The sequence below is a fragment of the Paenibacillus sp. FSL H8-0317 genome, from assembly GCF_045040685.1.
In the GTDB taxonomy this organism is placed as follows: Bacteria; Bacillota; Bacilli; order Paenibacillales; family Paenibacillaceae; genus Paenibacillus.
Genome location: NZ_CP150294.1, coordinates 4,791,508 through 4,817,664 on the forward strand (window position 1 = coordinate 4,791,508; position 26,157 = coordinate 4,817,664).

General features: G+C 41.9%; 24 protein-coding genes and 1 pseudogene. 11 read left to right on the forward strand and 14 right to left on the reverse strand.

Annotated features, from left to right (window positions below; genetic code table 11):
- Positions 1-20 precede the first annotated feature (20 nt).
- The gene (locus MHB43_RS21465) at positions 21-491 is read left to right on the forward strand and encodes a DUF2188 domain-containing protein (RefSeq protein ID WP_405117942.1); all 471 of its coding nucleotides are present in this window, start codon (positions 21-23) and stop codon (positions 489-491) included.
- 125 nt (positions 492-616) lie between these two features.
- Here the strand turns inward: MHB43_RS21465 and MHB43_RS21470 are convergent, their stop codons facing one another.
- Entirely contained in the window at positions 617-1,351 is a 735-nt protein-coding gene (locus MHB43_RS21470; RefSeq protein WP_036614465.1) for a YitT family protein, read from the reverse strand.
- Between the two features lie 949 nt (positions 1,352-2,300).
- Here MHB43_RS21470 and MHB43_RS21475 point away from each other — a divergent pair.
- The 4 genes from MHB43_RS21475 (at position 2,301) to cysK (ending at position 5,538) form a co-directional block, all read left to right on the forward strand.
- Positions 2,301-3,338, forward strand: coding sequence for a nucleotide-binding protein (locus tag MHB43_RS21475; protein ID WP_051447360.1), 1,038 nt, complete (start codon positions 2,301-2,303; stop codon positions 3,336-3,338).
- Positions 3,335-3,568, forward strand: a complete 234-nt coding sequence (locus MHB43_RS21480; protein WP_339297374.1) for a hypothetical protein — start codon at positions 3,335-3,337, stop codon at positions 3,566-3,568. The genes MHB43_RS21475 and MHB43_RS21480 overlap by 4 nt, the downstream gene beginning before the upstream one ends.
- 467 nt (positions 3,569-4,035) lie before the next feature.
- Positions 4,036-4,419 carry a hypothetical protein gene (locus MHB43_RS21485; protein ID WP_405117943.1) on the forward strand — a complete coding sequence of 128 codons (384 nt, stop codon included), beginning with the start codon at positions 4,036-4,038 and terminating at the stop codon, positions 4,417-4,419.
- Positions 4,420-4,581: 162 nt separating this feature from the next.
- Positions 4,582-5,538, forward strand: a complete 957-nt coding sequence (gene cysK / locus MHB43_RS21490) for a cysteine synthase A (protein ID WP_405117944.1) — start codon at positions 4,582-4,584, stop codon at positions 5,536-5,538.
- 490 nt (positions 5,539-6,028) lie between these two features.
- On the opposite strand, the gene MHB43_RS21495 is transcribed toward cysK, so the two are convergent.
- Positions 6,029-7,993 (reverse strand): ATP-dependent DNA helicase, encoded by a 1,965-nt coding sequence (locus MHB43_RS21495; RefSeq protein WP_405117945.1) that lies wholly within the window; start codon positions 7,991-7,993, stop codon positions 6,029-6,031.
- 209 nt (positions 7,994-8,202) lie between these two features.
- Between MHB43_RS21495 and MHB43_RS21500 the strand changes: the two genes are divergently transcribed.
- Positions 8,203-9,795, forward strand: coding sequence for a catalase (locus MHB43_RS21500; RefSeq protein ID WP_405117946.1), 1,593 nt, complete (start codon positions 8,203-8,205; stop codon positions 9,793-9,795).
- A 553-nt stretch (positions 9,796-10,348) separates the two neighbouring features.
- Entirely contained in the window at positions 10,349-11,728 is a 1,380-nt protein-coding gene (locus tag MHB43_RS21505; RefSeq protein ID WP_405117947.1) for a right-handed parallel beta-helix repeat-containing protein, read from the forward strand.
- A 134-nt stretch (positions 11,729-11,862) separates the two neighbouring features.
- On the opposite strand, the gene MHB43_RS21510 is transcribed toward MHB43_RS21505, so the two are convergent.
- Positions 11,863-12,132 carry a DUF6809 family protein gene (locus MHB43_RS21510; protein WP_405117948.1) on the reverse strand — a complete coding sequence of 90 codons (270 nt, stop codon included), beginning with the start codon at positions 12,130-12,132 and terminating at the stop codon, positions 11,863-11,865.
- A 113-nt stretch (positions 12,133-12,245) separates the two neighbouring features.
- On the opposite strand from MHB43_RS21510, the gene MHB43_RS21515 reads away from it, so the two are divergent.
- Positions 12,246-12,464: a helix-turn-helix transcriptional regulator gene (locus MHB43_RS21515; protein WP_315372765.1), complete on the forward strand. Its 219-nt coding sequence runs from the start codon at positions 12,246-12,248 to the stop codon at positions 12,462-12,464.
- A 431-nt stretch (positions 12,465-12,895) separates the two neighbouring features.
- On the opposite strand, the gene MHB43_RS21520 is transcribed toward MHB43_RS21515, so the two are convergent.
- Positions 12,896-13,234, reverse strand: coding sequence for a hypothetical protein (locus tag MHB43_RS21520; RefSeq protein ID WP_405117949.1), 339 nt, complete (start codon positions 13,232-13,234; stop codon positions 12,896-12,898).
- 240 nt (positions 13,235-13,474) lie between these two features.
- Here MHB43_RS21520 and MHB43_RS21525 point away from each other — a divergent pair, with 240 nt between their 5' ends.
- Positions 13,475-13,633, forward strand: a complete 159-nt coding sequence (locus tag MHB43_RS21525) for a hypothetical protein (protein ID WP_405132494.1) — start codon at positions 13,475-13,477, stop codon at positions 13,631-13,633.
- Here the strand turns inward: MHB43_RS21525 and MHB43_RS21530 are convergent.
- From MHB43_RS21530 to MHB43_RS21565, 8 genes and pseudogenes are all read right to left on the reverse strand, one after another.
- A pseudogene (locus MHB43_RS21530) lies at positions 13,593-13,816 on the reverse strand (hypothetical protein). The gene MHB43_RS21525 and the pseudogene MHB43_RS21530 sit on opposite strands and share 41 nt — an antisense overlap.
- A 242-nt stretch (positions 13,817-14,058) precedes the next feature.
- Positions 14,059-14,703, reverse strand: a complete 645-nt coding sequence (locus MHB43_RS21535) for a hypothetical protein (RefSeq protein WP_405117950.1) — start codon at positions 14,701-14,703, stop codon at positions 14,059-14,061.
- Positions 14,704-14,754: 51 nt separating this feature from the next.
- Positions 14,755-15,516 (reverse strand): hypothetical protein, encoded by a 762-nt coding sequence (locus MHB43_RS21540; protein ID WP_405117951.1) that lies wholly within the window; start codon positions 15,514-15,516, stop codon positions 14,755-14,757.
- A gap of 289 nt (positions 15,517-15,805) precedes the next feature.
- Entirely contained in the window at positions 15,806-17,134 is a 1,329-nt protein-coding gene (locus MHB43_RS21545; RefSeq protein WP_338539556.1) for an IS3 family transposase, read from the reverse strand.
- A 78-nt stretch (positions 17,135-17,212) separates the two neighbouring features.
- Complete coding sequence (locus MHB43_RS21550; protein ID WP_405117952.1) at positions 17,213-17,863, reverse strand: hypothetical protein; 651 nt, start codon at positions 17,861-17,863, stop codon at positions 17,213-17,215.
- A 1,087-nt stretch (positions 17,864-18,950) separates the two neighbouring features.
- The gene (locus tag MHB43_RS21555; protein WP_405117953.1) at positions 18,951-19,778 is read right to left on the reverse strand and encodes a hypothetical protein; all 828 of its coding nucleotides are present in this window, start codon (positions 19,776-19,778) and stop codon (positions 18,951-18,953) included.
- A 261-nt stretch (positions 19,779-20,039) separates the two neighbouring features.
- On the reverse strand, positions 20,040-20,903 hold the full coding sequence (locus tag MHB43_RS21560; protein WP_347397903.1) for a hypothetical protein: 864 nt from the start codon (positions 20,901-20,903) through the stop codon (positions 20,040-20,042).
- Positions 20,904-20,931: 28 nt separating this feature from the next.
- Positions 20,932-21,555 carry a hypothetical protein gene (locus MHB43_RS21565; protein ID WP_405117954.1) on the reverse strand — a complete coding sequence of 208 codons (624 nt, stop codon included), beginning with the start codon at positions 21,553-21,555 and terminating at the stop codon, positions 20,932-20,934.
- 328 nt (positions 21,556-21,883) lie between these two features.
- Between MHB43_RS21565 and MHB43_RS21570 the strand changes: the two genes are divergently transcribed.
- Entirely contained in the window at positions 21,884-23,593 is a 1,710-nt protein-coding gene (locus MHB43_RS21570; RefSeq protein ID WP_405117955.1) for an ATP-dependent nuclease, read from the forward strand.
- A gap of 416 nt (positions 23,594-24,009) precedes the next feature.
- On the opposite strand, the gene MHB43_RS21575 is transcribed toward MHB43_RS21570, so the two are convergent.
- Positions 24,010-24,372 carry a hypothetical protein gene (locus MHB43_RS21575; RefSeq protein ID WP_405117956.1) on the reverse strand — a complete coding sequence of 121 codons (363 nt, stop codon included), beginning with the start codon at positions 24,370-24,372 and terminating at the stop codon, positions 24,010-24,012.
- 190 nt (positions 24,373-24,562) lie between these two features.
- Between MHB43_RS21575 and MHB43_RS21580 the strand changes: the two genes are divergently transcribed.
- Positions 24,563-25,084: a GNAT family N-acetyltransferase gene (locus MHB43_RS21580; protein ID WP_405117957.1), complete on the forward strand. Its 522-nt coding sequence runs from the start codon at positions 24,563-24,565 to the stop codon at positions 25,082-25,084.
- A gap of 391 nt (positions 25,085-25,475) precedes the next feature.
- Here the strand turns inward: MHB43_RS21580 and MHB43_RS21585 are convergent, their stop codons facing one another.
- A complete protein-coding gene (locus MHB43_RS21585; RefSeq protein WP_405117958.1) occupies positions 25,476-26,006 on the reverse strand; it encodes a hypothetical protein in 531 nt (176 codons plus the stop codon).
- Between the last annotated feature and the right edge of the window lie 151 nt (positions 26,007-26,157).

Here is a 26,157-nt window from a genome sequence, read left to right on the forward strand (position 1 = left end):
ATTCTACAGGAGGGGTTCATATGCCTTGGAACAAACAGGATTATCCGGTATCCATGAAGAACCTGGAACCACGTGTCAGACATAAAGCAATTGAGATTGCCAATGCTCTGCTCGATGACGGGTATGAGGAAGGACGCTCGATTGCTATAGCGACAGCTAAGGCAGAAGAATGGGATGAAAACCATCCCGCGCCGGAAAGTTCGAAGTCGGACTCCACATCTTCTTCCGATAATTCCAACCCTAAAAAGTCGTCTTCCACGGATCGTCGTCATTCCGAGCCCGTCTCTTCGTCCAAAAGTCATGACAACATCCATGTCGTGCCTACTGACTCCGGTTGGGCGATCAAGGAAGAAGGAAAGTCTACCTATCTATCGACATTTGATACTAAGGCAGAAGCTGTAGATAAGGCCAAAGAACTGAGTGGCAAACAAAATATTCGAGCGATTATCCATAATCAGGATGGTCAGATTGCTTCTTCGATCAAACCCTGAATGAATCGGAAAACAATAAAATCCCTTTTGCTGCTGAAGAGCAGTCAAAAGGGATTTTGTATGAACTTTAACTATCAAGACCTGAATGTGATGTATACAGGTTATGGTTGTTCTGAAACGTATGGTTAATTGGATACCCCTCTAGCCACCGTAGTCCGTTGTGAAATAGCAGCAGCGTTAACTGCCTTGGCTGCAGCCGATGGCATCGGCAATTTCACAGCCGAAGTTGTAACCACGGTTCCGCGAGCCGGAACACTAACGACGTACGTGATGACTTTACTGGCAATCCATACGGCCAGAATCGTATATAAAGTTTCTTTTACCGGAAGAAAGAAAAGCGACAATCCCAATACAAAAGCATCGCTGACAAAGAAAACTGTTCCCAGCTTCCATCCCTTCCAGCGGCTAACCAGCACGGCGAGAATATCGTCTCCGCCTGTCGCTCCACCGAATCGAAGCACGATCCCAGCGCCTACCCCAGTCAATATACCGGATAGAACTGCCGGAATCCACAGATTTCCGTTAAACGACAATACCAGTGTGGAGTATCGTTCAAAGCCGTCATAGAATAGGGAAAATGCACCGACGCCAAGCAATGCCTGAATCATGAATTTCCAGCCTTTAAGGAACCAAGCCAGGATCATGACCGGAATGTCCAGTAACAACATACCGATAGCAGGTGATAAGCCTGTTGCGTATTTTCCGAGCAGGGCCAGACCAACAAATCCGCCCTCCGATAAATGATTCTGAAAGTTAATGTGATAATAAGCAAAAGCTAAAATAAATGTACCGAGTAGCATAATGGCGAATTTGATCGCCTCTGTTTTAACGTGTTGTAAGGTTAACGATGTTCTCTTCATTCAGGTTCCCTCGCAGTTTGTAGGTTGGTTTTTTAGACCGACCGTACCCTGCAAAAGGTAAGCCTGGAAGAAATCATCGTGTACGTCCTTCGAATATTCATTCCAATCCCCTCTTTCGCAGAGTCAGCCGTTTTTTTGAACCGGTTGGTGTACTCTACAAGGGGCGCTATGTGTATGAGAGATCGTAACGTTTCCAGATCGTCCTTGGGGAGATTGTCCTTCGGGAACTCATGGTATCCTGATCCTTTCTGTTCTGTTGTGGTTAGCTGTGCTCAGTTAAACTGAAAAATAACTACAATGCATAAGCTTGAACATTTAATTGTACACTTACACTTGGATTACAGTACCCTCTTTTGATCGCGGTTATCCCCGAATTTTTGGAATTCCATTTTCCCTCTGGGAAAATCCGGTGATAGCCTATGCTTCCGAAGCTGCTTTCATTCAAAAAGCTTTCAGGCGAACGCTTCGCTTCTACAGATGGGTTCTGCACTCTTCGTTCCTGTGTAAATTGTAAATCCAACTTACAGCAGTTGCAAGTTCATTCAGTTTAAACACCAAAGCTAACTTGCTTGTTCTTCTATTATATAACACCAACGTGACCGGGTCTAAACAGCAGACCCCTCAAAAACAGGCATAAAGCAGCCTTTGGACTGCACCAGCAGTCATACGGCAACACCAGGATAAGCAATGCTTGCTAATGGTGCAACCTGCTCCTTTATTCTATGACCAAAGCTTCCAAAAATAACTGTCAGTCACCCAACTGTGACAAATTGGGGCCTTTTTTTATTTTCTTGCGCTTTTTAAAGGAATCATTTTCCTTTCGTACATACACTATAGCAAAACGTAATCGGCTTATTCTTTGTCCAGTTCAGACGTTTCCAGACTTACTCTGCTTTTTATGGTATAATATAACAATTGAATCCCACTACCGTTTAAGCGAGGCGGATTGATGAAAACGTTAAAGCCAAGAGTCTTTATTGGCTGCTCGCTGGAAGCGAAGCCGATTGCAGCCGCAGTACACGAAAACTTGCGTTTTTCAGCCGAAGTTACCCCTTGGTATTCTGGGGTTTTTAATCCAAGCAGCTATACCATGGACGATCTGGAAGTAGAGGTCCGTACGACTGACTTTGCCATTTTTATTTTTCATCCGGATGATATATCCAAAATTCGCGGGAAGTACTACGCGTCGGTCCGGGATAATACAATGCTGGAAATGGGTCTGTTTATGGGTCGTCTGGGACGAAAACGTATCTTTTTCATTCTTCCTGAGGATATTACAGACATTAAGGACACAACCAAGGTTGAAGGATTGCGTATGCCCACAGATCTGCTGGGATTAAATCCACTCGTATATGAAATCCGTTCTGACGGAAAGTGGGCACCAGCTGTATCCGTGGCATGTTCCAAAATCGCAGACAGTATTGAGGAACAAGGACGCTGGAGTGACCCAGAATTGGAGAACATCATTGAGAAGCATAAACGCACTGAGGGAGAAGCGAGGTTACAACTGCTTAAGTTGCTGCGGTTCTTTAGGGAATTGCTGCGTACCCGCAAAGCAGATGCCAAGATGCTGGAGAGAATGAGCGATGCCTTGCGTACTGCCTTTGTCTCTCATCCTCCATTCGCTGTACGTGGCACAGCCATATACCGTACAGATGACAGTGGTTATATTGAGCAATTATGTGGTAATGTTGGAGAACCGGGGAGAAAGTATGACTTGTCCGCTAATGACGACAAACAACCGGATGATCCCAAGCGCATCCTGGTGATTGATTCTTACCGGGAGAATAAAATCAAGATTAACCTGTATGATGATTACCTTGAGAAAGAGTATCTGCTATGCTATCCTGTAGCCAAGAGGTATGTAATCACCGTTCACATTATTGGACATATTGAAGCGGATGAGGCGGTATTTCAGCAGATTGACCTACAGAATCGTCAACTGTTCAACGCCATCAACGATTTGTTAGGAGGCGAACCGGAATGAAACCGGACACGAAAAAAATAAGCAAGCGCTGGGGCAGCGAAAAAAAGGTACGCCTCAGTTCTGCGCCCGAATCATCACGACCGGTTCCGGAACCCAAGGAAGAAGATCGTTTCCACAAGCCGGCCGTACCGCTAACTACCATTGGGCCCTCCCTGAAGGGCAAGGAAAGACCTTATAAGGTCATCCTTGAAAAAGAGGCGTTCTACGAAAAGCCTCAATATCTTGCTTAATTTCTGAACACATCATCAAACCTGCCGCTGAATCGGCAGTATTCCATAGGCCCCGCCGCCCAAGGCAGGGGCTTTTTTGTTGCTCATTTTCACTAAAATAAAGCTGCTTCTACTCGTTGACCTGGTGCCATCGTGTTAAGGCAAGGCATCCTTGAATCATGATCGCAATTCATTGCAGTAATTCATTGCTTTTAATTACTTCTGTAGCAGAATGCGCTGCATAAGGCTTATTTGGTTTATGGCCTTAGGTTTCCTGCAAAACCCATAAATTATACCTTATTTTGGAGCAGGCTTGTCCCTAAATCCCTAGCCTCACTCACTATCTGTACCTTTAGGAAAATGCGATAATGTGTGCTTCCAATATTTCTCGGTTGTATTGTGTATCTCCATTACATATATTGATTATAATATAGGAACACATGTTCTGTAAATATAAAATTCCAATTAAAGGTTAAGGAAGTGAACATATGACATCCTCAACTTCCGCCCCATCCCCTGCGGATGAAGACCATCGTCTGATTAAAGGTCTGGTTGTGCGCACGCTTTTGCTGGATGTACTTGAACGAGATATTCACACACTGGATACGTTGCTGCTGAAGATGCCTGAAGTCTACATTCTATCGCTGACCCGCATTCAGAACAATGTGCTCAAGGAGATGTTGACCCTTCGTAAACAGATGAGAACCCGTGGTGTCAAAGTACTGGAAGAGAAACGTGAATCCGAGGGTATCGAAACTCTGTATATGTGCAGAGGGTATTGGCAACGGTTCTATATGCTGTGGACATTCGCACGCAATGAAGTCAAAAAAGAACTCAGTCGGCATCTGCAGATGGACTTGGCGCAGACTTGATACAACTCTGACAATATTGAACCCATCCCCAGCAAAACAAGTTGACCACGGAAGGTTACGTTCATTAAGATGGAGAAGAGATATCCAACCATTCCAATAAGGCATGAATTGATTTCAACCGGATATACTCCCAACGTCTTATCAATCAAGGAGCTGTAATTCATGGATTTGAATACACATTCGATTAAACGAACACCCGCACATACAGGCATTGCCGCAGATGTAACCGAACTGATCGGCCAGACACCTGCCGTTAAACTAAACCGACTCACAGGCAGCGACTCCGCTGATGTATACGTGAAACTGGAATACTTCAACCCAAGTGGCAGCGTCAAAGACCGTGCCGCCTACAACCTGATCGTTCAGGCTGAACGTGCGGGACACTTGCTCCCTGGTGCTACCATTATCGAACCGACGAGCGGCAATACCGGGATTGGTCTTGCGATGAATGCCGCCGCCAAAGGATATAAAGCCATTCTGATCATGCCGGACAATATGTCCAAGGAGCGTATCAACATTCTGAAAGCCTACGGCGCAGATGTGGTGCTCACCCCTGCTGTGGAGCGGATGCCTGGTGCGATTCGCAAAGCAAAAGAACTTCAGGCAGATATTCCTGGAAGTTTCATTCCGCAGCAATTCGAGAATCAGGCAAACCCGGACATTCACCGGATCACAACGGCTCCCGAGATTATGCAGCAGATGGAAGGCAAGCTGGACGCCTTCATCGCTACGGCGGGAACTGGCGGAACCATTACCGGCACCGGGGAAGAACTGCGCAAGCAGTTGCCTGACATCCGCATCTATGCGGTGGAGCCCAAAGGTTCTCCGGTGTTGTCCGGTGGCGAGCCCGGACCACACAAGCTCGTCGGTACAAGTCCGGGGTTCATTCCGGACATCCTGAATACCGACGTATGGGATGCCATCATCCAGGTGTCCGATGAGGACGCACTGGATACGATGCGGCAGCTTGCTGCCCGGGAAGGGCTGTTGCTCGGCCCTTCCTCTGGTGCTTCGGTGTGGGCCTCCCTTCGCATCGCAAAGGAACTGGGGCCGGGGCACCGGGTGCTCTGCATTGCGCCGGATACCGGGGAACGGTATCTGAGCATGGGTATTTTTTAACACAGCTAACATCTATACACATCAAAAAGGGGCTTCCATCTCCCATAAGTCATGAGCATGACAGAGGCCCTCCCTTATTAGCGCTCATTGGTCATTGGTTCAAATGAACCTGACACACGCTATTCGCTCCTCTTTGCGTGGGTCTGACGTGTAACGAATCACAGCGACGTTATTTCTCCAAAATTCGGTCGATTTACAGGCTTAAAAGCCATTTTCGGACGGGATAACGTTACTGAGATTCGCTAGAATTCACATTATTTAATTATCACCCTAATAAGGTGTGGTAGATTCGTTAGAATGTTGGAGAGATTGGGAGCCAGGAGCGAGTGGAATTCCTCGAAAAAAAGGGAATAGAAATACATTGGAGGAACCATCAAAACAAAAAAAGCTCTTGCTCACATACGGATGGTGTATCCGCAGAGAACAAGAACTTATTTTGGCAAGAAACTTTATCATCAAAAATAAAGCAAGAACATGTAACCTAAGCTGGTTAGTGTGTCAGGGTTGTCCATTCCACACCTTCAGGAAGCAGGGCCGCAATGCGGTCTTTGGCTTCCTTTTTGGTATACAGCGATTCATCGAGAATGACCGCGGAACCAGAATCTGTGCTTGTCCGAATCAGACGTCCGAGACCTTGCTTCACACGCAAGAGCATATACGGAAGATCGATCTCTTCGTATGGTGCTGCCGACGCACTGCGTTTTGCATTAAAGACAGGGTCCTGTGGTGGATACGGAAGCGACCAGATCATGACATTGGATAATGACGGACCCGGAACGTCCAGTCCTTCCCACAGATTAACGGAGCACAACACACTCTCCTCATCCTGCTGGAACGCCGCGATCAGATCACTGATCTCCCGGTCGCCTTCGTACATAAAGCGCAAACCTTCTGCTTCAGGTACATGAACGATGTCCTGCTTGAATGCGCGTAGTTCTTCCATCGTACGGAACAGAACCAGGGCACGTCCTCCACTCTCCTGAAGTAACGACACCGCATCACGCATGCGATTTTCGTTCTCCGGGTGACCCGGTATAGCTTCATCGGTAATTTTCATCTTCATTTTGTCCGCATAATCATACGGGGAAGCCACCGAGAATGATACAAAATCATCAATGCCCAGGCTGTCCGCCACATAACGGAATGAACTGTCCACAGATAACGTGGCAGAGGAGAACACGATTGGAATACCTGTGTTGAACACACGCTCGTTCAGCATTTCCTTCACGGTGCGCGGCATGATCGATAAGGTCGTCTCATCCTCGCTCTCTTCCGCCCAACAGATGTAACCATCTTCCTTGCGGAACAAGGCAAGCGCAGACTGAATCATGTCCAGATGTTCTTCCACGACACGCATCTGATAACCATCCAGCGAGAACAATCCGCTCTCAAATACCAGTTCCTCGCCGATCGCATCCAGCACACTCGTCAGACGTTCAATCTCACGTAGCAGTGGCGGCTCTACCCGAACTTCTTTCCGTTCCGATCCCGGAATCGCCACCGTGTAGGTATCCAGCAACGCAAACAGTCGCTCACTGCTCTCAATTGCTTCATCCACACGCTCCGCGAGGGATTCACGAATCTCTCCTTCTAACAAGCGAGTGACGAGTTCCTCGAAGATACGGTGTTTCAGTTTGTAGCTCAGTGCGTTCAGGGCTGCTTCTTCCAGCAAATGTCCTTCATCAAATACAACTGAGCTGTGATCAGGCAGGAGTGGCAATTGTCCCTCGCGTTTGCGCGCATCATAGGTCCACACATGCTCCATGTAATAATCATGGGAACAGATGATGATGTCTTTGGAACGACGGTAATGGTCACGCGACAGCGTTAGGCCGCAGCGTTGACGTTTTGGACAAACAAAACAATCCTGGAACGGGTCCCAGTTGATTTTGTTCCACTGACGATCATTTAGATGTGGATACTGTTTGCGGTCACCATACGGATGGAAAGCCTGAAGTGTACCCGGCGTGTTCACAAAATCCGGTAGACTCTCATGCACTTCTTCAATAACAGGCGCATCCTCATCCGCAAATCGCATCGCACTTAATTTGTTCAGACAGACGTATTGGTCCGGTGATTTGCCCAGACGTGCGTCCACTTCCAAGTCCAGATGTGCAGCCAGCTTTGCAATATCTCCGCCGGGCTTCACAAGCTGTTCAATCAAAGACTCATCGGCACAAGCAATCACTGCCGGTTTGCCCGTATAACGTGCATAACAGACCGCGTAGAGCAGATAGACTAACGTCTTGCCTGTTCCGACACCGGCCTCCGCCATAATGGTCTTTTTATCTCCATAGGCCCGTTCGAGCTGGTACGCCATAAAAATCTGTTCATCCCGCACCTCGAAGCCGAACTCTGGCAAAATATCGTAAAAAACATCGGCAACCCATTCCCCAAGACGGGATACAAAAGGTTCAGCCGGATCATATGCAAAAGGATAACGTTGTGTAGACAATCCTAGGTCAGCCTCCATTCTTAGACAAAGCGGTCCAATTTCAATTTCCCGTTCCAAAAAGGCCGCTGGGCAAAAGTTAATTATCTCACGCGGCGAGGCCGGTGACAAGCTTTTTTTGTTAGGTTATTTGCAAGGTTGAATGTATAGAACCATTTTTCAGGGAAAATATATACAGGAATCCACTTTAAGGAAAGGCGGTGCTCCAACCCATGAATCATCAGTCTTCACAACCAGAGCATTCCTCAGACAAATCAGCTGAGACATTAACGGATCGACAAGGTCATCCGATCACGGACAATCAGAATGTACGAACCGTTGGCAGCCGTGGACCGACTACGCTGGAGAACTATCATTTTCTCGAAAAGATTACTCACTTCGACCGTGAACGTATTCCAGAACGGGTGGTTCATGCCCGCGGCGCTGGTGCTCATGGCGTATTTGAAGCATATGGAACGGCCGGGGATGAACCTGTATCAAAGTACACACGTGCACGTCTGTTCCAGGAAAAAGGCAAACAAACGCCGGTATTCGTTCGCTTCTCTACCGTTATTCACGGTGGGCACTCACCGGAGACCCTTCGGGACCCGCGCGGGTTTGCTGTAAAATTCTATACTGAAGATGGCAACTGGGATCTGGTGGGTAACAATCTGAAAATCTTTTTCATTCGCGACCCGCTCAAATTCCCGGATATGGTACATGCCTTCAAACCCGACCCGTTAACCAATGCACAGGATATGGAGCGGTTTTTCGATTTTGTCTCACTGAGTCCTGAAGCTACCCATATGGTGACATTCCTCTTCTCTCCATGGGGCATTCCAGCGAATTATCGGCAGATGCAAGGCTCGGGTGTTAATACATATAAATGGGTCAATCAGGAAGGCACGGGCGTACTCATCAAATACCACTGGGAACCGCTCAATCAAGGGATACGCAACCTGCTGCAAAAAGACGCGACCGAGATTCAGGGACTGAATTTCAATCATGCGACATTGGATCTGTATCACGCCATTGAACAAGGAGACTATCCCGAATGGGAGCTGTGCGTTCAAGTGATGGAGGACGGCGAGCATCCAGAGTTGGACTTCGACCCGCTGGACCCAACCAAGCTATGGCCGCAGGAGCAGTTCCCTTTTCTACCTGTGGGCAAAATGACGTTGAATCGTAATCCCGAAGATTATTTCAATGAAGTGGAGCAAGCAGCGTTCGGGACAGGTGTCCTGGTGGACGGGCTGGATTTCTCAGATGACAAACTGTTGCAAGGGCGCACCTTCTCCTATTCGGATACCCAGCGTCACCGGGTGGGTGCGAACTATCTGCAATTGCCTGTAAATGCACCGAAGAACCGGGTTGCAACGAATCAGAGCGGCGGGCAGATGCAGTATCAGGTGGATCGTGCACCGGGTCAGAATCCACATGTGAACTACGAACCTTCTTCGCTTGGTGGCTTAAAGGAAGCACCCCCTCGTGGCAAGGAGCATGAACCACTGGTGGAGGGCCGACTTGTCCGCGAGAAGATTGAGCGCACCAATGACTTTGGACAAGCGGGTGATACGTACCGGGCGTTCGAAGATTGGGAGAGGGATGAGCTAATCAGCAACATGGTCGGCGCGTTGGCACAATGCAAACCGGATATCCGGGAGCGCATGATCTCTTACTTCACCCAAGCAGATGCGGATTACGGTCGTCGCGTCTCTGAAGGGTTGGCCTCTGTGCCAACCGATGATAGTGCAACGGTCCAACCGAAACATGAACCAAGCGTGGAGCAAGCGAAGAAACAGAGTCGTGAGACGGACGGATATTAAAATAGCTGGACAGCGTTTAGACTGATAAGTCTGACACCGTTAGTACATTCGAGTATGTTGAGTAAGCAGATTACGTTCTGAATTAAACATAGCCCTGATCGTCAAGTTGCCAGTTGCAGCTGCTATCAGGGCTTTTTCATGACTAGCTGGAGTGTAATCTCCACTTCAGGATGCATGCAGCTATGTATTTTAAATTAAATGAAGTTCATATGAGTGGATCGAAGGTAAGACTTGTGCTCTGGGGATGGAAAGGCGCACTTCTCTACGTTCATTTCAGATGATTCTTCGTTAAATGAGAGCTATCGCCCAATGGAAAGATTACATAATTCACGTGATATTACAGGCATTGGAAGCTTGCAGGCCTGACCTGCCTGCATGTACCTCCATCTGATCAGATGATTATTGATGATAACGCTTACAACATTTACCATAAAGCTGTGTCCTAGAGATTACATCTAACCAGCCGGCATGACCTATCTCATAGGTAACGGTCTGGTACACGGCTACCACATGCTCTTCATTCTATTCCCAATTAACCAAGGAGGCTTACGTAATGAAATTATTCCCATCCACATCCACTCATGTATCTGCACGATCTGCACGTTCCCTGAAGGAACGCTCCCTCAAATCCAAAATGGCCCATATCTGTCTGAGTGCCGCGTTCCCTCTATTATTGATTGGTGGTGGGTCGGTTGGTGCGGCAGAACTGATCGAGAGTAGCTTGCAAAATAACCCATCAGAAGCAGCCGCCACCTCAAGTATGACACTTGCTGCGGGTGATCTCTATGTCTCCCCTAACGGCTCAGCCAGCAATCCGGGTACGATCAACAGTCCAACGTCACTGGCTAACGCATTGACCCAGATCGCACCGGGCAAAACGATCTATCTACGCGGCGGTACCTATAACTTCTCCCAGACCATAACCATAGAACGTGGCAATAGCGGCACATCGAGCCAACGTAAAAACCTCGTGGCGTATGGATCGGAAAAACCGGCCTTTGATTTCTCAGCCCAAGCCTTCGCTTCCACCAATCGTGGACTGCAAATGTTCGGAGACTACTGGTTCGTCAAAGGGCTTGAGGTAAAGGGTGCAGGCGATAACGGCATCTTCATCGGGGGCAGCTACAACCGCCTGGAGCAGATCGAGGCTCATCACAACCGGGATACGGGTATTCAAATGGGACGTTATGCTTCCACAGCCGCCAAGAGTGAATGGCCTGCATATAATGAAGTGATTCGTTCTTACTCCCACAACAACTATGACCCCGATGACGGCGAGGATGCAGACGGTTTTGCAGCCAAACTGACCGTAGGCCCGGGCAATGTCTTCGACGGTTGTATTGCGGCCTATAACGTGGATGATGGCTGGGATCTGTATAGCAAAACAGACACAGGTGCCATTGGCGCGGTTACGATCCGTAACAGCATCGCCTACGCGAACGGTGCAACATCAGACGGTACTTCTACCTCCAACAGTGATGGCAACGGCTTCAAGCTTGGTGGCGAGAAGATTGCAGTGAATCATATCGTTGAGAACAGCATTGCGTTTAATAATAAAAAGCACGGCTTCACCTACAACAGCAATCCCGGTTCGATCCAGATGAAAAATAACACCTCCTGGAACAATGGGCAAAGCAACTTTGCCTTTGATGTAGGCACCCACATCTTCACCAACAACCTGTCCTTCCAAGGCGGCGCCAGTGACAAAACAAGCGGAACCGACGTCAGCAGCACCAACGTCTGGTGGAAAAACAAAAAAAGCGAGAACGCCAAAGGCCTGCTCGCTAGCGTAGCCGACTTTGTCTCCCTCGTGCCTTCGGTTACACGTAGCGCGGACGGAACACCTGTCCTGGGCAATTTCCTCAAGCTTGCGGGTGGTAGTGATCTGATTGGATCGGGTACACCAGCGGGTAAGAATATTGGGGCACGGTAGGTAGTAGTTATTGAGATAAAGGAGTAATTTAAAAGCAAAATCCCCTTCCCCATTCCGCCTAAGCGGTGGTAATGGAGGAGGGGATTTTTGAATTGCTGTGTATTGTCTGCTGGCTTCTAGGTTGAAAGATATACTCACGGTTTGGCTAAAACCTCAATCATCAGTCTGCCGCCTGTGCGAAAACCCTGCTCAAACGCTGCTTCCACATACATGGATGTGGACTGTCCGATCAGGTCTACCAGTTGTTCCAAAGCATCATATTCGTTCTCGGTAAGCTGTGTTTTATAGGCTTGCATGAGGTCTGAAATCTGGCGATTGATATCCTGATACTCGGCATGCTCAGGATGAATTGACTCATCCAACCGCAGGTTCCCGTGAAACAAATCTTCGATCAGGTTTGACATGTTATCCCCACCTAGTCTTTTTACCAACTATTCTCACTATACTTTAGCGGATTTTCCGCTAAAAATCAATAGCGGATAACACGCTAAAGTATGATATTGGTGAGGTGATGATAATGTACGCTCGTATACGCAATTTGCGTGAAGACAAAGACTTATCCCAAACACAGATGGCCACCTATCTTGGCTGTAGCCAACGTGTTTATAGCAACTATGAACGTGGCGAGTTGGACATTCCAACCGCTATATTGATAAAACTGGCCGACTATCACCAGACCAGTACAGATTATCTTTTGAATCGGACGGATGTAAGAAGACCATATCCATCAAAGTGATTCGGCTTGAGTTTTACATAAATAATTCCTCTCATGTTGAAAGCAACGCCAAACTAGTACCCTGGTAATGTATTCACCCTTTCAAACTTGCTATGGGCGTTCGTCCGTAAGGATCATCAACCATAAGATCGAACTCTCTATAGATGAATATCGGCGTATTAATCTTTTTCTATTGACCAACCATTCCTTAAAAGCACGGGGACGTGGATTTTTTGATGTATTTCCAAGGAACAAGTCGATTCATATCCTCTTCTCTCCTGAACCAAACAGGCACGATATCAAACAGATGTTATAACGCTGATTCAGAACTATTTCACCAGAACAAACCACACGTACCATGATCATCATCCGCTGAATCGTATCAAGCTTGTACCTTCCATGCTGATAACCAGGTGACGGAAGTGGAGGGTCCAGTAAGTTCTTGATTGCATCTAACGATGCTGCCCGTTCTTGACGTCACTACCACTCTGCTTCTTAGCTGTAAATGTAAGTGGAGTGTCACCCATACGTAAAAAATTGTAGAGCGCATGCGAAATATCGGGATGAACAGACACAAGAATCTCAAGCAATTCTTCTGCTGTATGATTCTGTAGTTTGGTCAGATCAATATTATGAACACTCTGGTACTTTTTCGGGAGCCAATTGAATATATCCCATCCGTTTGATGATCTTGGTGATGTCATCCTGCCAAAACCCATCATCTGTCGCTTTACAGCAGCCGGAAGAACCGAATTCGCAAATGAAAAAATGGCTTTATGATACCATTTCAATGTTTCACCTCCAGACATAAAAATAGAAGGCAGGAAAAGTTTCCTTACCTTCTACATTTATTCATACTTCTATGGATTTATAATATCATCGAGTTGCTATAATGTTACTACGGATTTACCCAGCAATCTTCTTAAATTCATCACCACCCCCAACAAGAAAATAATTTGATTTTCCATATGAGAAAATCGATGTAGATCGGACATTATTATATATGCAACAAAAAAAAGGAGATGTCTTAGATGGTAAATAACATGTGTCTTCATAGTATTGAGGAAGGATCACTGGTTTTAATTTCGATCAATGCTCATGGCTTGATTGACTATGAGTGCAAGGAATGTGGAAAACACTTCCTCGCAGTCAGTTATCAGGAAGAAAAACCTCGTCTTGCTGAAACTTGATATCCAGTTCGATGAGACGTTCCAGATCCTGGACAGTCAGCATCTTTATATTTCCAGCCTGCAGGTCTTTAACCATTGGGCGATAGCTGCCTTGATGATCTTACGGTATTGCTCTTTGCTCTCAAGGATACCTTCAATTACAGCGAGTTCATGTTGCAATAAATCTTTATCTGGTGTTCTCATGCGTACCTCTCAGCTTTCCGTTTTGATGGAATGCGAGATAGCGGATGTTGTCGATAAAGCTCCGCGCGGCGGGCCGCTATCTCAGCCTGGGGTACCCTGGGTGATGGGGAGGACATTACTGTGCCCTCCCTTTTTATTTTATTCAACTTGATTATTAGACGTAGATAAAAGAAAACCACCTTTACAGTAGGTGGTAAAGCCGCACTATGGAATTAAGGAAACGCGTGATGATTCATCAATTTTTATACCCATGAAAAGATTAAGGCAATGGCAAGTAAACAATTAACAATCATACTTAAAATCATAGCAAAACTTCTCCATTGTGGTGCCGATTTTTGTATAGGATTCACAAGTATTGCCAATTCATCTTTTAGTTCATGGAGAGCTTCGTTTAACCAGAAAATATGAGTACGTATTATTTCCTCTAGCGTCTTAATTTCCTTGTATCCGAAATCTTGAGACTCAATAATAGAAAGTTTAACATTTCCTTCTTTATCATGTTGTCTCATAAGTTCCCTGATAGATGCTGTAAGCATGTAGACATGATCTACTTTGTTATCCATTATTTTCTTATCTAAAAAAGGGGAAGCTTTTGCTATTACTTTTCTAAAAGTATCATCTACACTCTTAAATCCTTCTTTTATTATTGACCTAATTCCTTGATCTGATTGATTGCCGAGAGTTAATGTTTCAGCCGTCAATTCAAATATATCAACGATGGTTATATGCAAAGTATCAATTTTTCTTTCGAGGTATTTTTCTTCACCCTTTCTATTTAAATTGGTCTTCCACATGGAATATTCTACGATTTTGTTAATGATTAGAACGATCAAGGTAGTCCCAGCAACAATAGCAGCACTTAATATTGGGATAAGTTCTTTGTCCATAATTTTCTCCTTCAAGTTTATCAAACGACATTTTAAAATTGTTTAATTATCTTAGCTTGATTTAAAGTTTCTTATCAATTCTTCTAGTTCAGTTTCAGTCAGTTCATCTAGACCAAGCAATTTACAAGCTTCATCACCTAGTGGAGTTAATTCCATAAGTCCAGGTATAACTTCATCCCAACCAAACATTGCATTAAACGATTTTTCCTGTAGATCTTTCCATGTTACCCCCGGTTGCCCTTCGTCCATAAGCTTTTGTAAGAGCCCTAGTTGGGTTAACTCATAAACTTCCTGATAAATTGAGATATTCTCAGAAACTATAGTAACTTCTTTAGTATTAAGCATCAGATTATTACCTTTGTTCACATTAAAAAGATTCAATAGCAACAACTGTCTAAAAGTCATTGTTCCGACTAATTTCAAGAGAAAATTCGCCTGTGCTAAACTTACCTTTTCAAAAGAAATGTTAATAAAAAGGTTATTTATGTATCTTGATTTTTTCTGTTCATGCTCTAATTTACACTTTGTTAAAACACCTTCGAAAATCTCTGAAGCATTTGAACGATAGTTCTCATTGTTAGCGAAGAACCAATCATCGTCCCTAGGTCTAAAACCCAGTTTTATCTTTTCCTCAATTTTTCTTATACAGTATTTATGAGCATCATCAATTCGTCTTTCCTCTAATTTTGATAATTGTCTGGTAATAAAGTCTTCGTATACATGCCCTAATACAGGCCCTATGAAAGGAACACCCTCAATTACCTTTTTCGGAATTTCATTCACTGCTAATAGAGTCTGTTTCACCTTAGTCATTTGCATCCCTCCTATTCTTTAGATTAACATGAATTGGTGAGTTTATCCTTCAATAATTGTGTTGTGTTGGAATCGGCGTTTGGGTAACCGTCATATACGTGCGTAAGCTCACTCAGGTCCTGTTCTCCGCTCTTCAATGAACTGATCCCTGCAAACGTACGTTCTCACTGAATCAGGCTTAAAACGGCTCAAATTCCGTCATATGTGAGCAAAAGAAAAAGCACCACGATGGTGCTACGTAATCTGGCCCCCGTGTCAAGGACACTAAAAAAAGAGTGGCATTAAAGATTTACGAGGCGAATAATAGATGATTCCTGTATTGAACAGGGGTCATCTTTTTTAATCCCCATTGATATCTGTGGTTGTTGTAATAGCGAATGTAACGATCGATTTCTTGCTTTAACTCTTGAAGGGAACGGCAACTACGATGATCGACATGGTCCTTCATGTGGCCGAAGAACGATTCTTGGGGAGCATTGTCCCAACAGTTCCCGCGTCTGGACATCGACTGGCCTAACCCATTCTTCTTTAACAACTCCTGATAGATGGGACTGGTATAATGGCTGCCCTGATCTGAGTGGATGAAAGCATCCTTTTGGAGCTTTAGACGTTTCTGTTTCTTGAGAGCGTCAACAGTATCCGTGGCAATGTCTAATGTCAGCCGATGGGATATATTGTGAGAGAGGACCTCACTTGTTGAGGCATCCAGTATGGTCGACAAATAGGCCATCCCGGATCGGCCGTATGGAAGGTACGTGATATCCGTAAGCAAGGCCAGACCCGGTATGCCCTTCTTGAAGTCCCTCTGCAGAGTATTGGGTAAGGTTCGGTGTTCCAGCGTAGCTTTGGCCATGCGTTTATAAGGGTTGATTTTTCTGTGCGGACATACGATGTTAAATTTCTTCATCAATCTACGGATTTTCTTTAGGTTATAGATGACACCAAACTCGTGCTCAAGAATCATCTTGATGGAGCGTGAGCCCTTCTTGTAACCCCTTCGTTCGAAAGCCTTCTTAATCAGCTTCCCTGCCTCAGCATCCGAACGGACCCGCTCTAAACGTAAATCTGCAGCTTGTAAGTAGCTGTAATACCCCGAACGAGATACGTTAAGCAATGAGCAGAGGTATCCCGTCATACGTTCCAAGCCTTGATCCACGGCTTCCTTTATGAGCTCGAACAACTTAATCTTGCTTAGGTTCATTCCCTTTGCTACCAGCAACCTTTCTTTCGTATCTAGCTTTTTTAGCAGTTCTACTTGAGATTCGAGTAGATGAATCCGTGCTTCTTGTTTTGCAATGATTTCTTCCTGCGATAACTCTCTATGTAAAGGGCGACCCGAGGCTTCTTTTCGGGAGTCAGACAACCCAATAATCCCTCCAAGGTCATAGGCTTTTTTCCAACGTCCGGCAGATTGTTCTACTCGTTTCATTCCAATTACGGTAACATCAAACCCATGAGTTTCAAAGATCTCTCTAGGTGTCTTTCCCATCATATATTCGTCAATGAATAACTGCTTAAATTCATCTGCATAGGTTATCGCTTTGTCGCTAACATTCCTTACATATCTGTTCTTTGATATCTGTTCACGTTCTTCTTCTGTGAATCGCTTCTTGCTCACGATGTAATCCCCTCCATTGCTTCTTCAGTATACAAAAAGGTACCCACAGTCCGCACACCTTTTTTCAAAGTGTCCAGTCTATGGGTACCAGTGTAACGTTCTCTTGATCGTTTTGATCTCTTCTTTTATAGTTTTCTTCTTTTTAGTTTTTTCATCTTTCTCCATAGGATTTCGTTTAATATTCTTAAGATCGATTTTTAATTCCTTTATTCTCGCTTTCTTTCTTTTTCGCGTACTTAAATGAAATTCGTTATATAAACGTCCATAGCTTTTCTTAACACTCTTACTGAAATTTTGATAAGAAAAAGCTTTATTTACTGAATAATCTTCTATAGCATATTCTTCTTGCTTACCATTCTCAACTTTAATCCACAAAACAAGATCTTCGTATTCCAACAAATGAATCTTATTGTATATTTCTTCTGAGGCTTTTTTAATAGCTTCCTCCCATACTTCAGGGTCCTCAGTTTCTGGGATTTCGTGAGTCTTTTCGTTACCGTTAGGATCAATAGCATATACCTCTTCACGATACGTGAAATGCAATCTCTTTTCATAACGAATAACAATACTGTACAGATGATTATAGAGTTCAACCAGCTTTTTTTCGGTTAGAGCTCTTTTGGTAGCGTTACTGCTTTGAAACCATTCTTTAATCAGCAACGCTCCAGTAGTAATGATTGCAGTAAGTACAGGTATAGTTAATAATCCTGTATAATCAATTTCACTCATCTAAAATTCCCTTCCTGTTTTCAAATATAATAGGGTTATCTTACCTCCTTTGGACAAACAGGTCTACAACAAAACTGTTTCACTTTATCCCATCCCCCCCATACACAACTTTTGCACTTCTCCGGCTGCTTGTTAGGGCGAATGCGTATCTTCTTACGTCTTCTGCTGCGGATCACTCCAATTCCTCCAATAAAAAAAGCCGATCCAATGAGGAACGACTTCGGCTGTTATATGTACAATAATGGCTAATTAAAATACGTTTATGATGTATAAAATGACGCTTTTGGATAATCGTGTGACGCTTTTAAAAAATTGGCCTCCGTACCGTCCGCAGCAAAAACGCTGCGCCCTTTGCTTTAAATGCATACATACTATGTAACTATAGAGGAAGAACAAGACCATTTTACTGAGATTACATTATTGAGTCAAAAACACGATGCTTCATTACAGTAGTATAGCTTTTCGTTAGCTCCTGATCTCGTCTATTTTCTCACTTTATTGATCAAGAATCCAAAACATGAATGTACCAAACACGCAAAGCGACACAGGATATAGCATCCATTTGCTTACCCGATCTTTATACGCGATAACCCAGCAGATGATACAAATCCACGCAATTAATAGTTGCCAGAAATCCAATGATCGACACCTCCCCTAAAACTAATTCGGTATCTGAATTGAATCACCTTCATAAGTTAACAGAAAAAGCGAAAAGAGGAACGCCCCGGTCATATGCCGCATTGTGCAGCCGTGCGTTTCATTCGCGCCTTTTTCTATGCTCCTAATGTATCACGGAAAAGTGGTCATGTGGGGTTCAACATGGTCTCAAAATGTACCAAGATTGTACTGCTTTTGGTTCATGTTTGATTCAAACTCTGTACTGTTTGCAGTAAAAAAGACTATGCTCTTCATTTAGAGCAAGGACAATTTACTGAAGCTACTAAAAATGAGTCAAGGAACAGAAAACGGGTGAGTCCCGTTAATATCGGAACAAACCCGTCGCTTTCTCCAATTTAATCATTATTTATCTTTTCGATATATTAACATTTTATAGACTTTAGTACCCATAGTACGTTTTGTATCATCATTAATAATTTCTAACTTGTCTTTCTAATTTATTGTAAATTTGATAAATATCCTCCATACCTTTAATATACGGTTTGAATTCGCTTCTCATTTTTTTCAAGATACTTTGCAACTGTTCTTTATTCACTGTTTCCTTTGTCTGACTCTCATCATATTTTCCATTAATTGCTCTTTTGATATAGAACCCTTCTAACGCTTCGGACCCAAATGGATAATATGCATTACCTGTTTCATTTTGGTCTAGTACATAATAATAAATAAAATGATTCTTATCATTAATAAAACTTTCAATCGTCTTGCGTGGATCATATCCTTCTACATCGATTATCATATATTTTTTAGAATTCTTATAACTTAAGCTTATGGTTAAATTATCAGCATACTCTAATGAATAACCTTCAACAAATTTATTGTTTTTAAACGTTCCTTTTTTTATTGCATAAATGATTTCATTTCTATCATCTTCTGGTCTATCTACAACCGATGTAAGCATGCCTTTCCCATTTTGCGTATCATTTTTCCATATGCCTGTATAAGTACTTACAATTGTTTTATTTGAAGAAGCTAGAGTAGTTACATCTCTTAATACATATTTACCTTCGCCTGATCTCTTCCCATTAACCCAGTCACCAGAATAGGTCTTATTCTCCCCCCAACGAGCAGTCCCTTTCCCGTTAGGTTTGCCATTCTTGACTTCCCCATAGTAAGTAGCCCCGTTTGAAAGCTTCAACGACACCTTCTTTGATGCCGCATGAGTTTCATTCGTAGTCAATGTAAATCCGATGACTAGGGTTAACATCAAACACAATACACCTTTAAACCATTTCAATTCTTTGCAACTCCTTTATGTATGTTATAGGAAAAATGTCCCACCTTATTATTATCGACAATATGTTTTTTTTCAATAGAATTACAAAAAGCGAGAAGAAGAACGCTGAATTCCCGCCTTTTGCGGCTGCGCGTTCCATTCCCGCCCGATGTTCCAAAGTAAAATTTATTACGATAAATGATATGTAAAGTGCCCTATAGAAAATCACATTTAGTCAGGATACTAATGAACTATTAGGTTATTGTCTGGTGATTTATCAGATCACTTCAATTCATTTTTCAGGGTTGTGAAAGTTTTTAAATATGGCTTCATATCTGGAAGACGCTTGGCCAAGCTATTATTTAAAGTAGTAAAAAATTCATCTATATCATTATTTTTTTCTGCTTTTGATAGTTTTCCACTTGTATACTTTTCTTTGAGATAGTAAAGTTCTTCAAAGGAATTATGTACACCATTATATAATTTATAATAACTGTATTCAGCCTCTGTTACCTTTTTAAATGTCCCCACCGAGTAACTTGCCCCTGAGGATTCGGGTTCGTAACCATATCTATACCCTTCATATAAACCATTTACCTTTTTCTTATAGTAACTGATCTGAGTAATTAGACTATTACCTTGTTTACCACTTAGTACTTTATTAACATTCTCTTTGAATGCCATAAAATGGATATGTTTGTTATTATCCTCATATGAGAATTGATAATAACTATCTAAATACACAGTTAAAGAATTGCCATTTTTAAATTGGTTGTTAACAAATGTTCCCTTTTGGATACGTGATATTCCGTACTCCTCAGTAGCTTTGCTGATGAATGTACCTTGCCCGTTTTGTTTATCATTCTTCCAATTACCTGTATAGGTCACTGATTCACCGTTACCGTTTAGTTTATATACTCCATATCCAGATCTCTTACCATTGACCCAGTCTCCTGAGTAAGTTTTGTTCACACCCCAACGAGCAGTCCCTTTTCCGTGAGGTTTACCATTCTTTACCTCACCAAAGTATGTAGCTCCATTGGAAAGCTTCAAAGATACTTTATTCGAAGCTGCATCAGTCATGTTAATATCCAAAGCTATACTAAACGTGAATATAAAAGCTAGAGCTAAAATTAGTTTTTTCATAACTTATCTCCTTCAAGTATATGATTGCTTAATTCAACAGGCCTTCATCATTAAATTTTTCTTTTATTTTAGTCGGTAACGACAAAGTTAATTCATCAGCAGCCTTTTTTAAAGAATAAAACTGCTTGTTATATTTTAGGTTCTTCACAACGTCACCATCAACAGAGGTATAAAAAGTCTCGCTGTTAAATCCTTCGTTATATGAGTAAACATAGCCTTGAATTAGTTTGTTATTATTGAAATTACCTTTCTTCACTTCACGAACAGGATCTTCACTTCTCCATTCAAAATAAAAAGTAAGGGTGCCATGGCCTGATTTCTTATCATTTAACCATTCTCCTGTGTAAACTTCTTTCCCTAAATTAAAAAAGCGATCACCGTCTTTAAAAGCATCACTCATTAAATATTCTGTGAATTTGCCATTCCCAGAGCGCTTACCGTGTTTCCATTCTCCTGAGTATGTCTTGTAATCACCCCATGTAGCTGTGCCCATTCCATGAGGCTTGCCATTCCTGACTTCTCCGTAGTAAGTACCTCCGTTTGAAATCTTCAATGAAACCTTCTTCGATGCCGCTTGAGTTTCAGTAGCAGTCAACGTGAATCCAATGACTAATGTCAGAACCAGACAGAGCACACCTTTAAATCTCTTCAATTCTCTGCAACTCCTTTATGTATGTTATAGGAAAAATGTCCCACCTTATTATTATCGACAATTTATTATTTTTCAATAGAAATAGGAAAAAGCAAGAAGAGGAACGCCCCAGTCATATGCAGCATGTGCAGCTGTGCGTTTCATTCGCGCCTTTTTCTATGCTCCTAATGTATCACGGAAAAATAGTCATGTGGGGTTCAACATGGTCTCAAGATGAGGTCATGCTCGGTTCACATTCGAGTCAATAATCCCCTCTCTTAATTACATGCTAAGATAGACTATAATGGTATTGTTATATTTAATAGAAAAAAGAATAGAGGTATACATAATGAAAATACTTAGTGTACGTATTAAAAATTACAAAAGTATCAAAGACTCAGACAACATTGATTTGAACTATACTCTTAATGCTTTCGCAGGTAAAAATAACACAGGAAAATCTGCTTTCATTGAAGCAATATATAAAGTTACTCATGGTGAATTGGTAGATAATCTAAATAGTGAATTTGATACAGTAAACTTAGTGATGGACATCAATTTATCGAATGAAGAAAAATCGTTATTGAATAATGATGTATTTGAAGAACATATACTATTAAATTTAAATCATTTAAGATTGAGTTATCAATTCGATATTAAATCCAATCAATCATTTATAGAAAAAGTTGAAAGAATTGTTGATGACGCAAGCATACCATTTTATTACTCTTCTACAAGTGATCAAGATCTTAGATATAAAGTCTTCAACAAAAATCAAAAATATGACCTAGCTGGAATTCCTACTTTTCTTAAAAATATTCACAAATTGTTGAAAGACAAGGTTATATATATAAATGGATCAAGATATGTGCAGCAAACGGAGAGAATTAATTTACAAAACTCTTTACATATCGAAGGAACAAATCTTAATGCTTTACTTTATACGTTAAATAATAATGCTCCCAGAATTTTCACTAAAATAAACGAAACTTTCATACAAATATTTAATGACGCTTCTTACATTAGCACTCCAGTGAATGAAAACGATCAAACTCATATAAGTATTTTTTTTGAAGGTATGCAAGCACCAATTCCCTTATCACAATGTGGTAGTGGTTATACCCATGTTCTATTATTGTTGTGTGTTCTGTTTACAAAAAATAATAGTATAGTTCTATTTGATGAGCCACAAGTATTCCTACACCCTTCTGCTGAGAAAGCAATTTATGATTTAGTATGTGATAACAGTGAGCACCAATACATATTCACTACTCATTCTCCTATTTTGATAAATTACCCGGTTGAAAAACGTTTAGTCCATGTTAGCAAATTAAATGGAGAAAGTGTCTTCACACAACTAGGCCATATCCAAGAAGTATTATCCGACATTGGTGTCAACAATAGCGACTATGCTTTGTCTGATAAAGTAATATTTGTAGAAGGACAAACTGAAGAACTTGTAATTCCGATGATCCTCTCTCATTTCGGCTTAAAACAGATCGGTTATAATTACAGAGTATTAAATATGAAGGGAACTGGTAATTATTTCACTAAGAATTCTTCTATGCGAGAGTATAAAGGTAAACTTGACTTAATTCTAAGTGGCATATCAGAGAGTCCAATACCTTATAAAATAATTATTGATGCAGATAACAAAACCGACGAAAAACTTCTCACATTAAGAGAAAGCTATGGAGATAGTATAATTATCTTGGGACGACGAGAGTACGAGAACTACTTTTTAGACTGTTATCATGAGCTTTCTGAAATCATTAATCGAAATTCGTCAATAGCTGCTGCAGATCCAGATCTAATAAAGAGCAAAATCGACCATTTATTATTATCAATCGATGACAATAAATTATTCCCTAAAAAAGGTTCTACAAATGTATTAAAAGATGTCGTTGGAAGTGAAGTGTTAGAACGCTTATTTGAAAGCTACTCTTTACACTACAATAAAATAGTTCATGGAATGGAACTGACTGAATTAGTGTTAAACAACACTCCAGGAAAATTGGAATTCTTTAAGAGCGAACTGCAAGATTTCATTAAAGGATAACAGTGCAAAAAAGAGAAGCTGACGATTAATCGTCAGCTTCTCTTTTAGTATTCTGCATCATCTTGCTCAAAAAAGCCGATTAGCTTCAAGGTATTTGCGACACTCTCCAGCCCCTCATCGATCTTGCGCTTGATTGTACTATCACTGAGAGCGCGCCGGAAGAAGAGTATCGTTTCTTTGTGTGAATAACCTTGAATGTATCTGTAGTCAACGGCTTTACAGGCTTCTTCGTCTTTGATTAGCCGCTGCGCCCTTTCCAACTGTTGTGTATAGAAGTCATATCTTTTGTACACCCAGCGCTGTTTCTCTATAAGAATCGTAGCGTTTGCCGTCTTGCCCGCAGCAGATCAGTTTTATTGAAGATTCAAGTTACTTTATAATCACCCTCCCTCTTAATATGATTTCAAAGTTTCTTGTTATCTTTTTATTGATACACCTCCTATTGTTGGAAGCATAATAGACTGAGGGGTTCCCATCAAATATTCACCGAATGTGAGAACATATGCGTCAGCTCGGTCAGGTGACTTTAATCCACGCTTCTTCATGTCCTTCTTACTTTCAAGGAGGATCTTCCCCTTACTGGTCATTGACCATTTTCTTGCGGTCAATTGGGAAGTAAGTACATCGTCATCGGGTAATTGTAAGACCGCAGGGTCATTGTTCATATAATTGCTCATGTGTTCAAAAAGCCCCATAATATACGCCCATATCTTCGAGCCTAGGTTTCCATAATGTTCATCTAAAGATTGCTCAAATTTACTAGGGATTTGAATATCCATTAATCGCCCATAATGTTGAATAACGAAATAGGATGTTATACTTGCTGTACAAAAACTTAATTGCAATAAATTCAGTATTTATTCAACATATCCAAAATACGGAACTAGAACAAACTATCGTAGTACAAATTATAGTTTACATAAGCAGATTCGTAGTATCTTGCATTAAAGTCGATTGGAGGAAAGGATCATGAATATAGTAATTGAGAAGTTAAAAGTCACAGATATTGAAAGCTTGTATGAATTCGAAATTGAAAACAGAACTTTTTTTGAGGAGATGGTACCGTCTCGAGGAGATGATTATTACATACCTGAGGTTTTTAAAGTAAGGAATGAATCTCTGCTTGATGAACAAGTCAAAGGACTCTCCTTTTTTTATTTAATAAAAGACGAAAATAACTCGATTCTTGGAAGAATAAATTTAGTTGATATTGATGATTCAGATAAAATAGGATTTCTCGGCTATAGAGTGGGACAAATCCACACTGGAAAAGGTGTTGCTAAAAAAGCATTAAAATTATTACTCAATACAATAGTTGATTTAGATATAAAAGAAGTTAAGGCAAAAACAACCACCAACAATATAGCATCTCAAAAAGTTTTAGAGCAAAACGGATTCGAGCATACAGAAACTAGTGATAAAGAATTTGAAATGAATGGGCAAATGTTAAAATTCATTAATTATACATGGATAAATAAATCATTATTTTAATCACCCATCGGACGCGACTGTTTAAGCTGAAGACCATAAGCCAAATTCCTCGTTCAAGATACTGAGGGGTTAGGCTTTTTTTGTATTTTAAGTTTATGATAACTGTAGATGTCAAACCAAAATTCGAACTTGAAATCTATTCCATAGTCTTCGCTTATGAATCTGACGCCATCTCCTCCTTCTTTTAAACTAAGATTAAACCACGGGTGGATAGCTCTATTCGGCGATCCGAATTTTCAACGCCCCCCCTTTGCTTACCGTCTCGATTATTAGTTGCTTCAACTGTTCAAAGTTCATGTTTACGGACCAATAAAATATGTAAACATAGTTAACCTTCTCAAACTGCTTTATTAAGTCTTCTATGAGATATCCCTCTTATAGTCATTCAGATTTATGACGATCCGTTCTGCTTGAGTCTCTGGGCGTGGATCATTATAGGCTCTGGTGGCCAAATACGTTCAAGCTCCATCTTTTGACCCAGAACGCAAACCTCACTATATTTTTTGATTATCCACTCTAATGCTAATTCCGCTTCTTCTTTCAAGATAACCCCTCGCTGGCTTTTATACTGAAAGTTCTCTTTTGCCCATAACAATAGTATCTTTACATATTCTAACGTCTCAATTTCACATGCACTGTCCTCTTCATCTTCTTCTGCAAAGATATCTTCAAAAGTTGTGAAAGACTTGTCAGATTTTATTAAGTTAACATTCCCTCCTCCCTCGTATACCGTTATTTTCCCTTTCAGTAATTCGATTAAGTTTCCGCTCTCTTCCTGGATCGTTGCGAAGTCTTCAAATATATCCGATCCCAAAGAATTACTAATCAGATAACCATTCTTTAATGATGGATCGATGCCTAATTCCACGATAACTTCGTTGAAATCTTCTTTATATTCAATGGTATACCTATATTTAATCATGTTCTTATCTCCAATCCTCTTAATACAATGGCGGATGTGATCACATCAATATAGCCCACAATAATTTATTCAGCACCTTTATTTGCTGTTCTCTCACCTTCTTTGGTTATTTTCTGCATACAAAAAGCTCGTTCCTCACAACATTCAGGTG

Excerpts from the sequence above, each read along its gene's own strand:
- MHB43_RS21465 (WP_405117942.1), top strand. The coding sequence starts at position 21 with ATGCCTTGGAACAAACAGGATTATCCGGTATCCATGAAGAACCTGGAA.
- MHB43_RS21470 (WP_036614465.1), bottom strand. The coding sequence starts at position 1,351 with ATGAAGAGAACATCGTTAACCTTACAACACGTTAAAACAGAGGCGATC.
- MHB43_RS21475 (WP_051447360.1), top strand. The coding sequence starts at position 2,301 with ATGAAAACGTTAAAGCCAAGAGTCTTTATTGGCTGCTCGCTGGAAGCG.
- MHB43_RS21480 (WP_339297374.1), top strand. The coding sequence starts at position 3,335 with ATGAAACCGGACACGAAAAAAATAAGCAAGCGCTGGGGCAGCGAAAAA.
- MHB43_RS21485 (WP_405117943.1), top strand. The coding sequence starts at position 4,036 with ATGACATCCTCAACTTCCGCCCCATCCCCTGCGGATGAAGACCATCGT.
- cysK (WP_405117944.1), top strand. The coding sequence starts at position 4,582 with ATGGATTTGAATACACATTCGATTAAACGAACACCCGCACATACAGGC.
- MHB43_RS21500 (WP_405117946.1), top strand. The coding sequence starts at position 8,203 with ATGAATCATCAGTCTTCACAACCAGAGCATTCCTCAGACAAATCAGCT.
- MHB43_RS21505 (WP_405117947.1), top strand. The coding sequence starts at position 10,349 with ATGAAATTATTCCCATCCACATCCACTCATGTATCTGCACGATCTGCA.
- MHB43_RS21510 (WP_405117948.1), bottom strand. The coding sequence starts at position 12,132 with ATGTCAAACCTGATCGAAGATTTGTTTCACGGGAACCTGCGGTTGGAT.
- MHB43_RS21515 (WP_315372765.1), top strand. The coding sequence starts at position 12,246 with ATGTACGCTCGTATACGCAATTTGCGTGAAGACAAAGACTTATCCCAA.
- MHB43_RS21525 (WP_405132494.1), top strand. The coding sequence starts at position 13,475 with ATGGTAAATAACATGTGTCTTCATAGTATTGAGGAAGGATCACTGGTT.
- MHB43_RS21535 (WP_405117950.1), bottom strand. The coding sequence starts at position 14,703 with ATGGACAAAGAACTTATCCCAATATTAAGTGCTGCTATTGTTGCTGGG.
- MHB43_RS21540 (WP_405117951.1), bottom strand. The coding sequence starts at position 15,516 with ATGACTAAGGTGAAACAGACTCTATTAGCAGTGAATGAAATTCCGAAA.
- MHB43_RS21550 (WP_405117952.1), bottom strand. The coding sequence starts at position 17,863 with ATGAGTGAAATTGATTATACAGGATTATTAACTATACCTGTACTTACT.
- MHB43_RS21560 (WP_347397903.1), bottom strand. The coding sequence starts at position 20,903 with ATGAAAAAACTAATTTTAGCTCTAGCTTTTATATTCACGTTTAGTATA.
- MHB43_RS21570 (WP_405117955.1), top strand. The coding sequence starts at position 21,884 with ATGAAAATACTTAGTGTACGTATTAAAAATTACAAAAGTATCAAAGAC.
- MHB43_RS21575 (WP_405117956.1), bottom strand. The coding sequence starts at position 24,372 with ATGGATATTCAAATCCCTAGTAAATTTGAGCAATCTTTAGATGAACAT.
- MHB43_RS21580 (WP_405117957.1), top strand. The coding sequence starts at position 24,563 with ATGAATATAGTAATTGAGAAGTTAAAAGTCACAGATATTGAAAGCTTG.
- MHB43_RS21585 (WP_405117958.1), bottom strand. The coding sequence starts at position 26,006 with ATGATTAAATATAGGTATACCATTGAATATAAAGAAGATTTCAACGAA.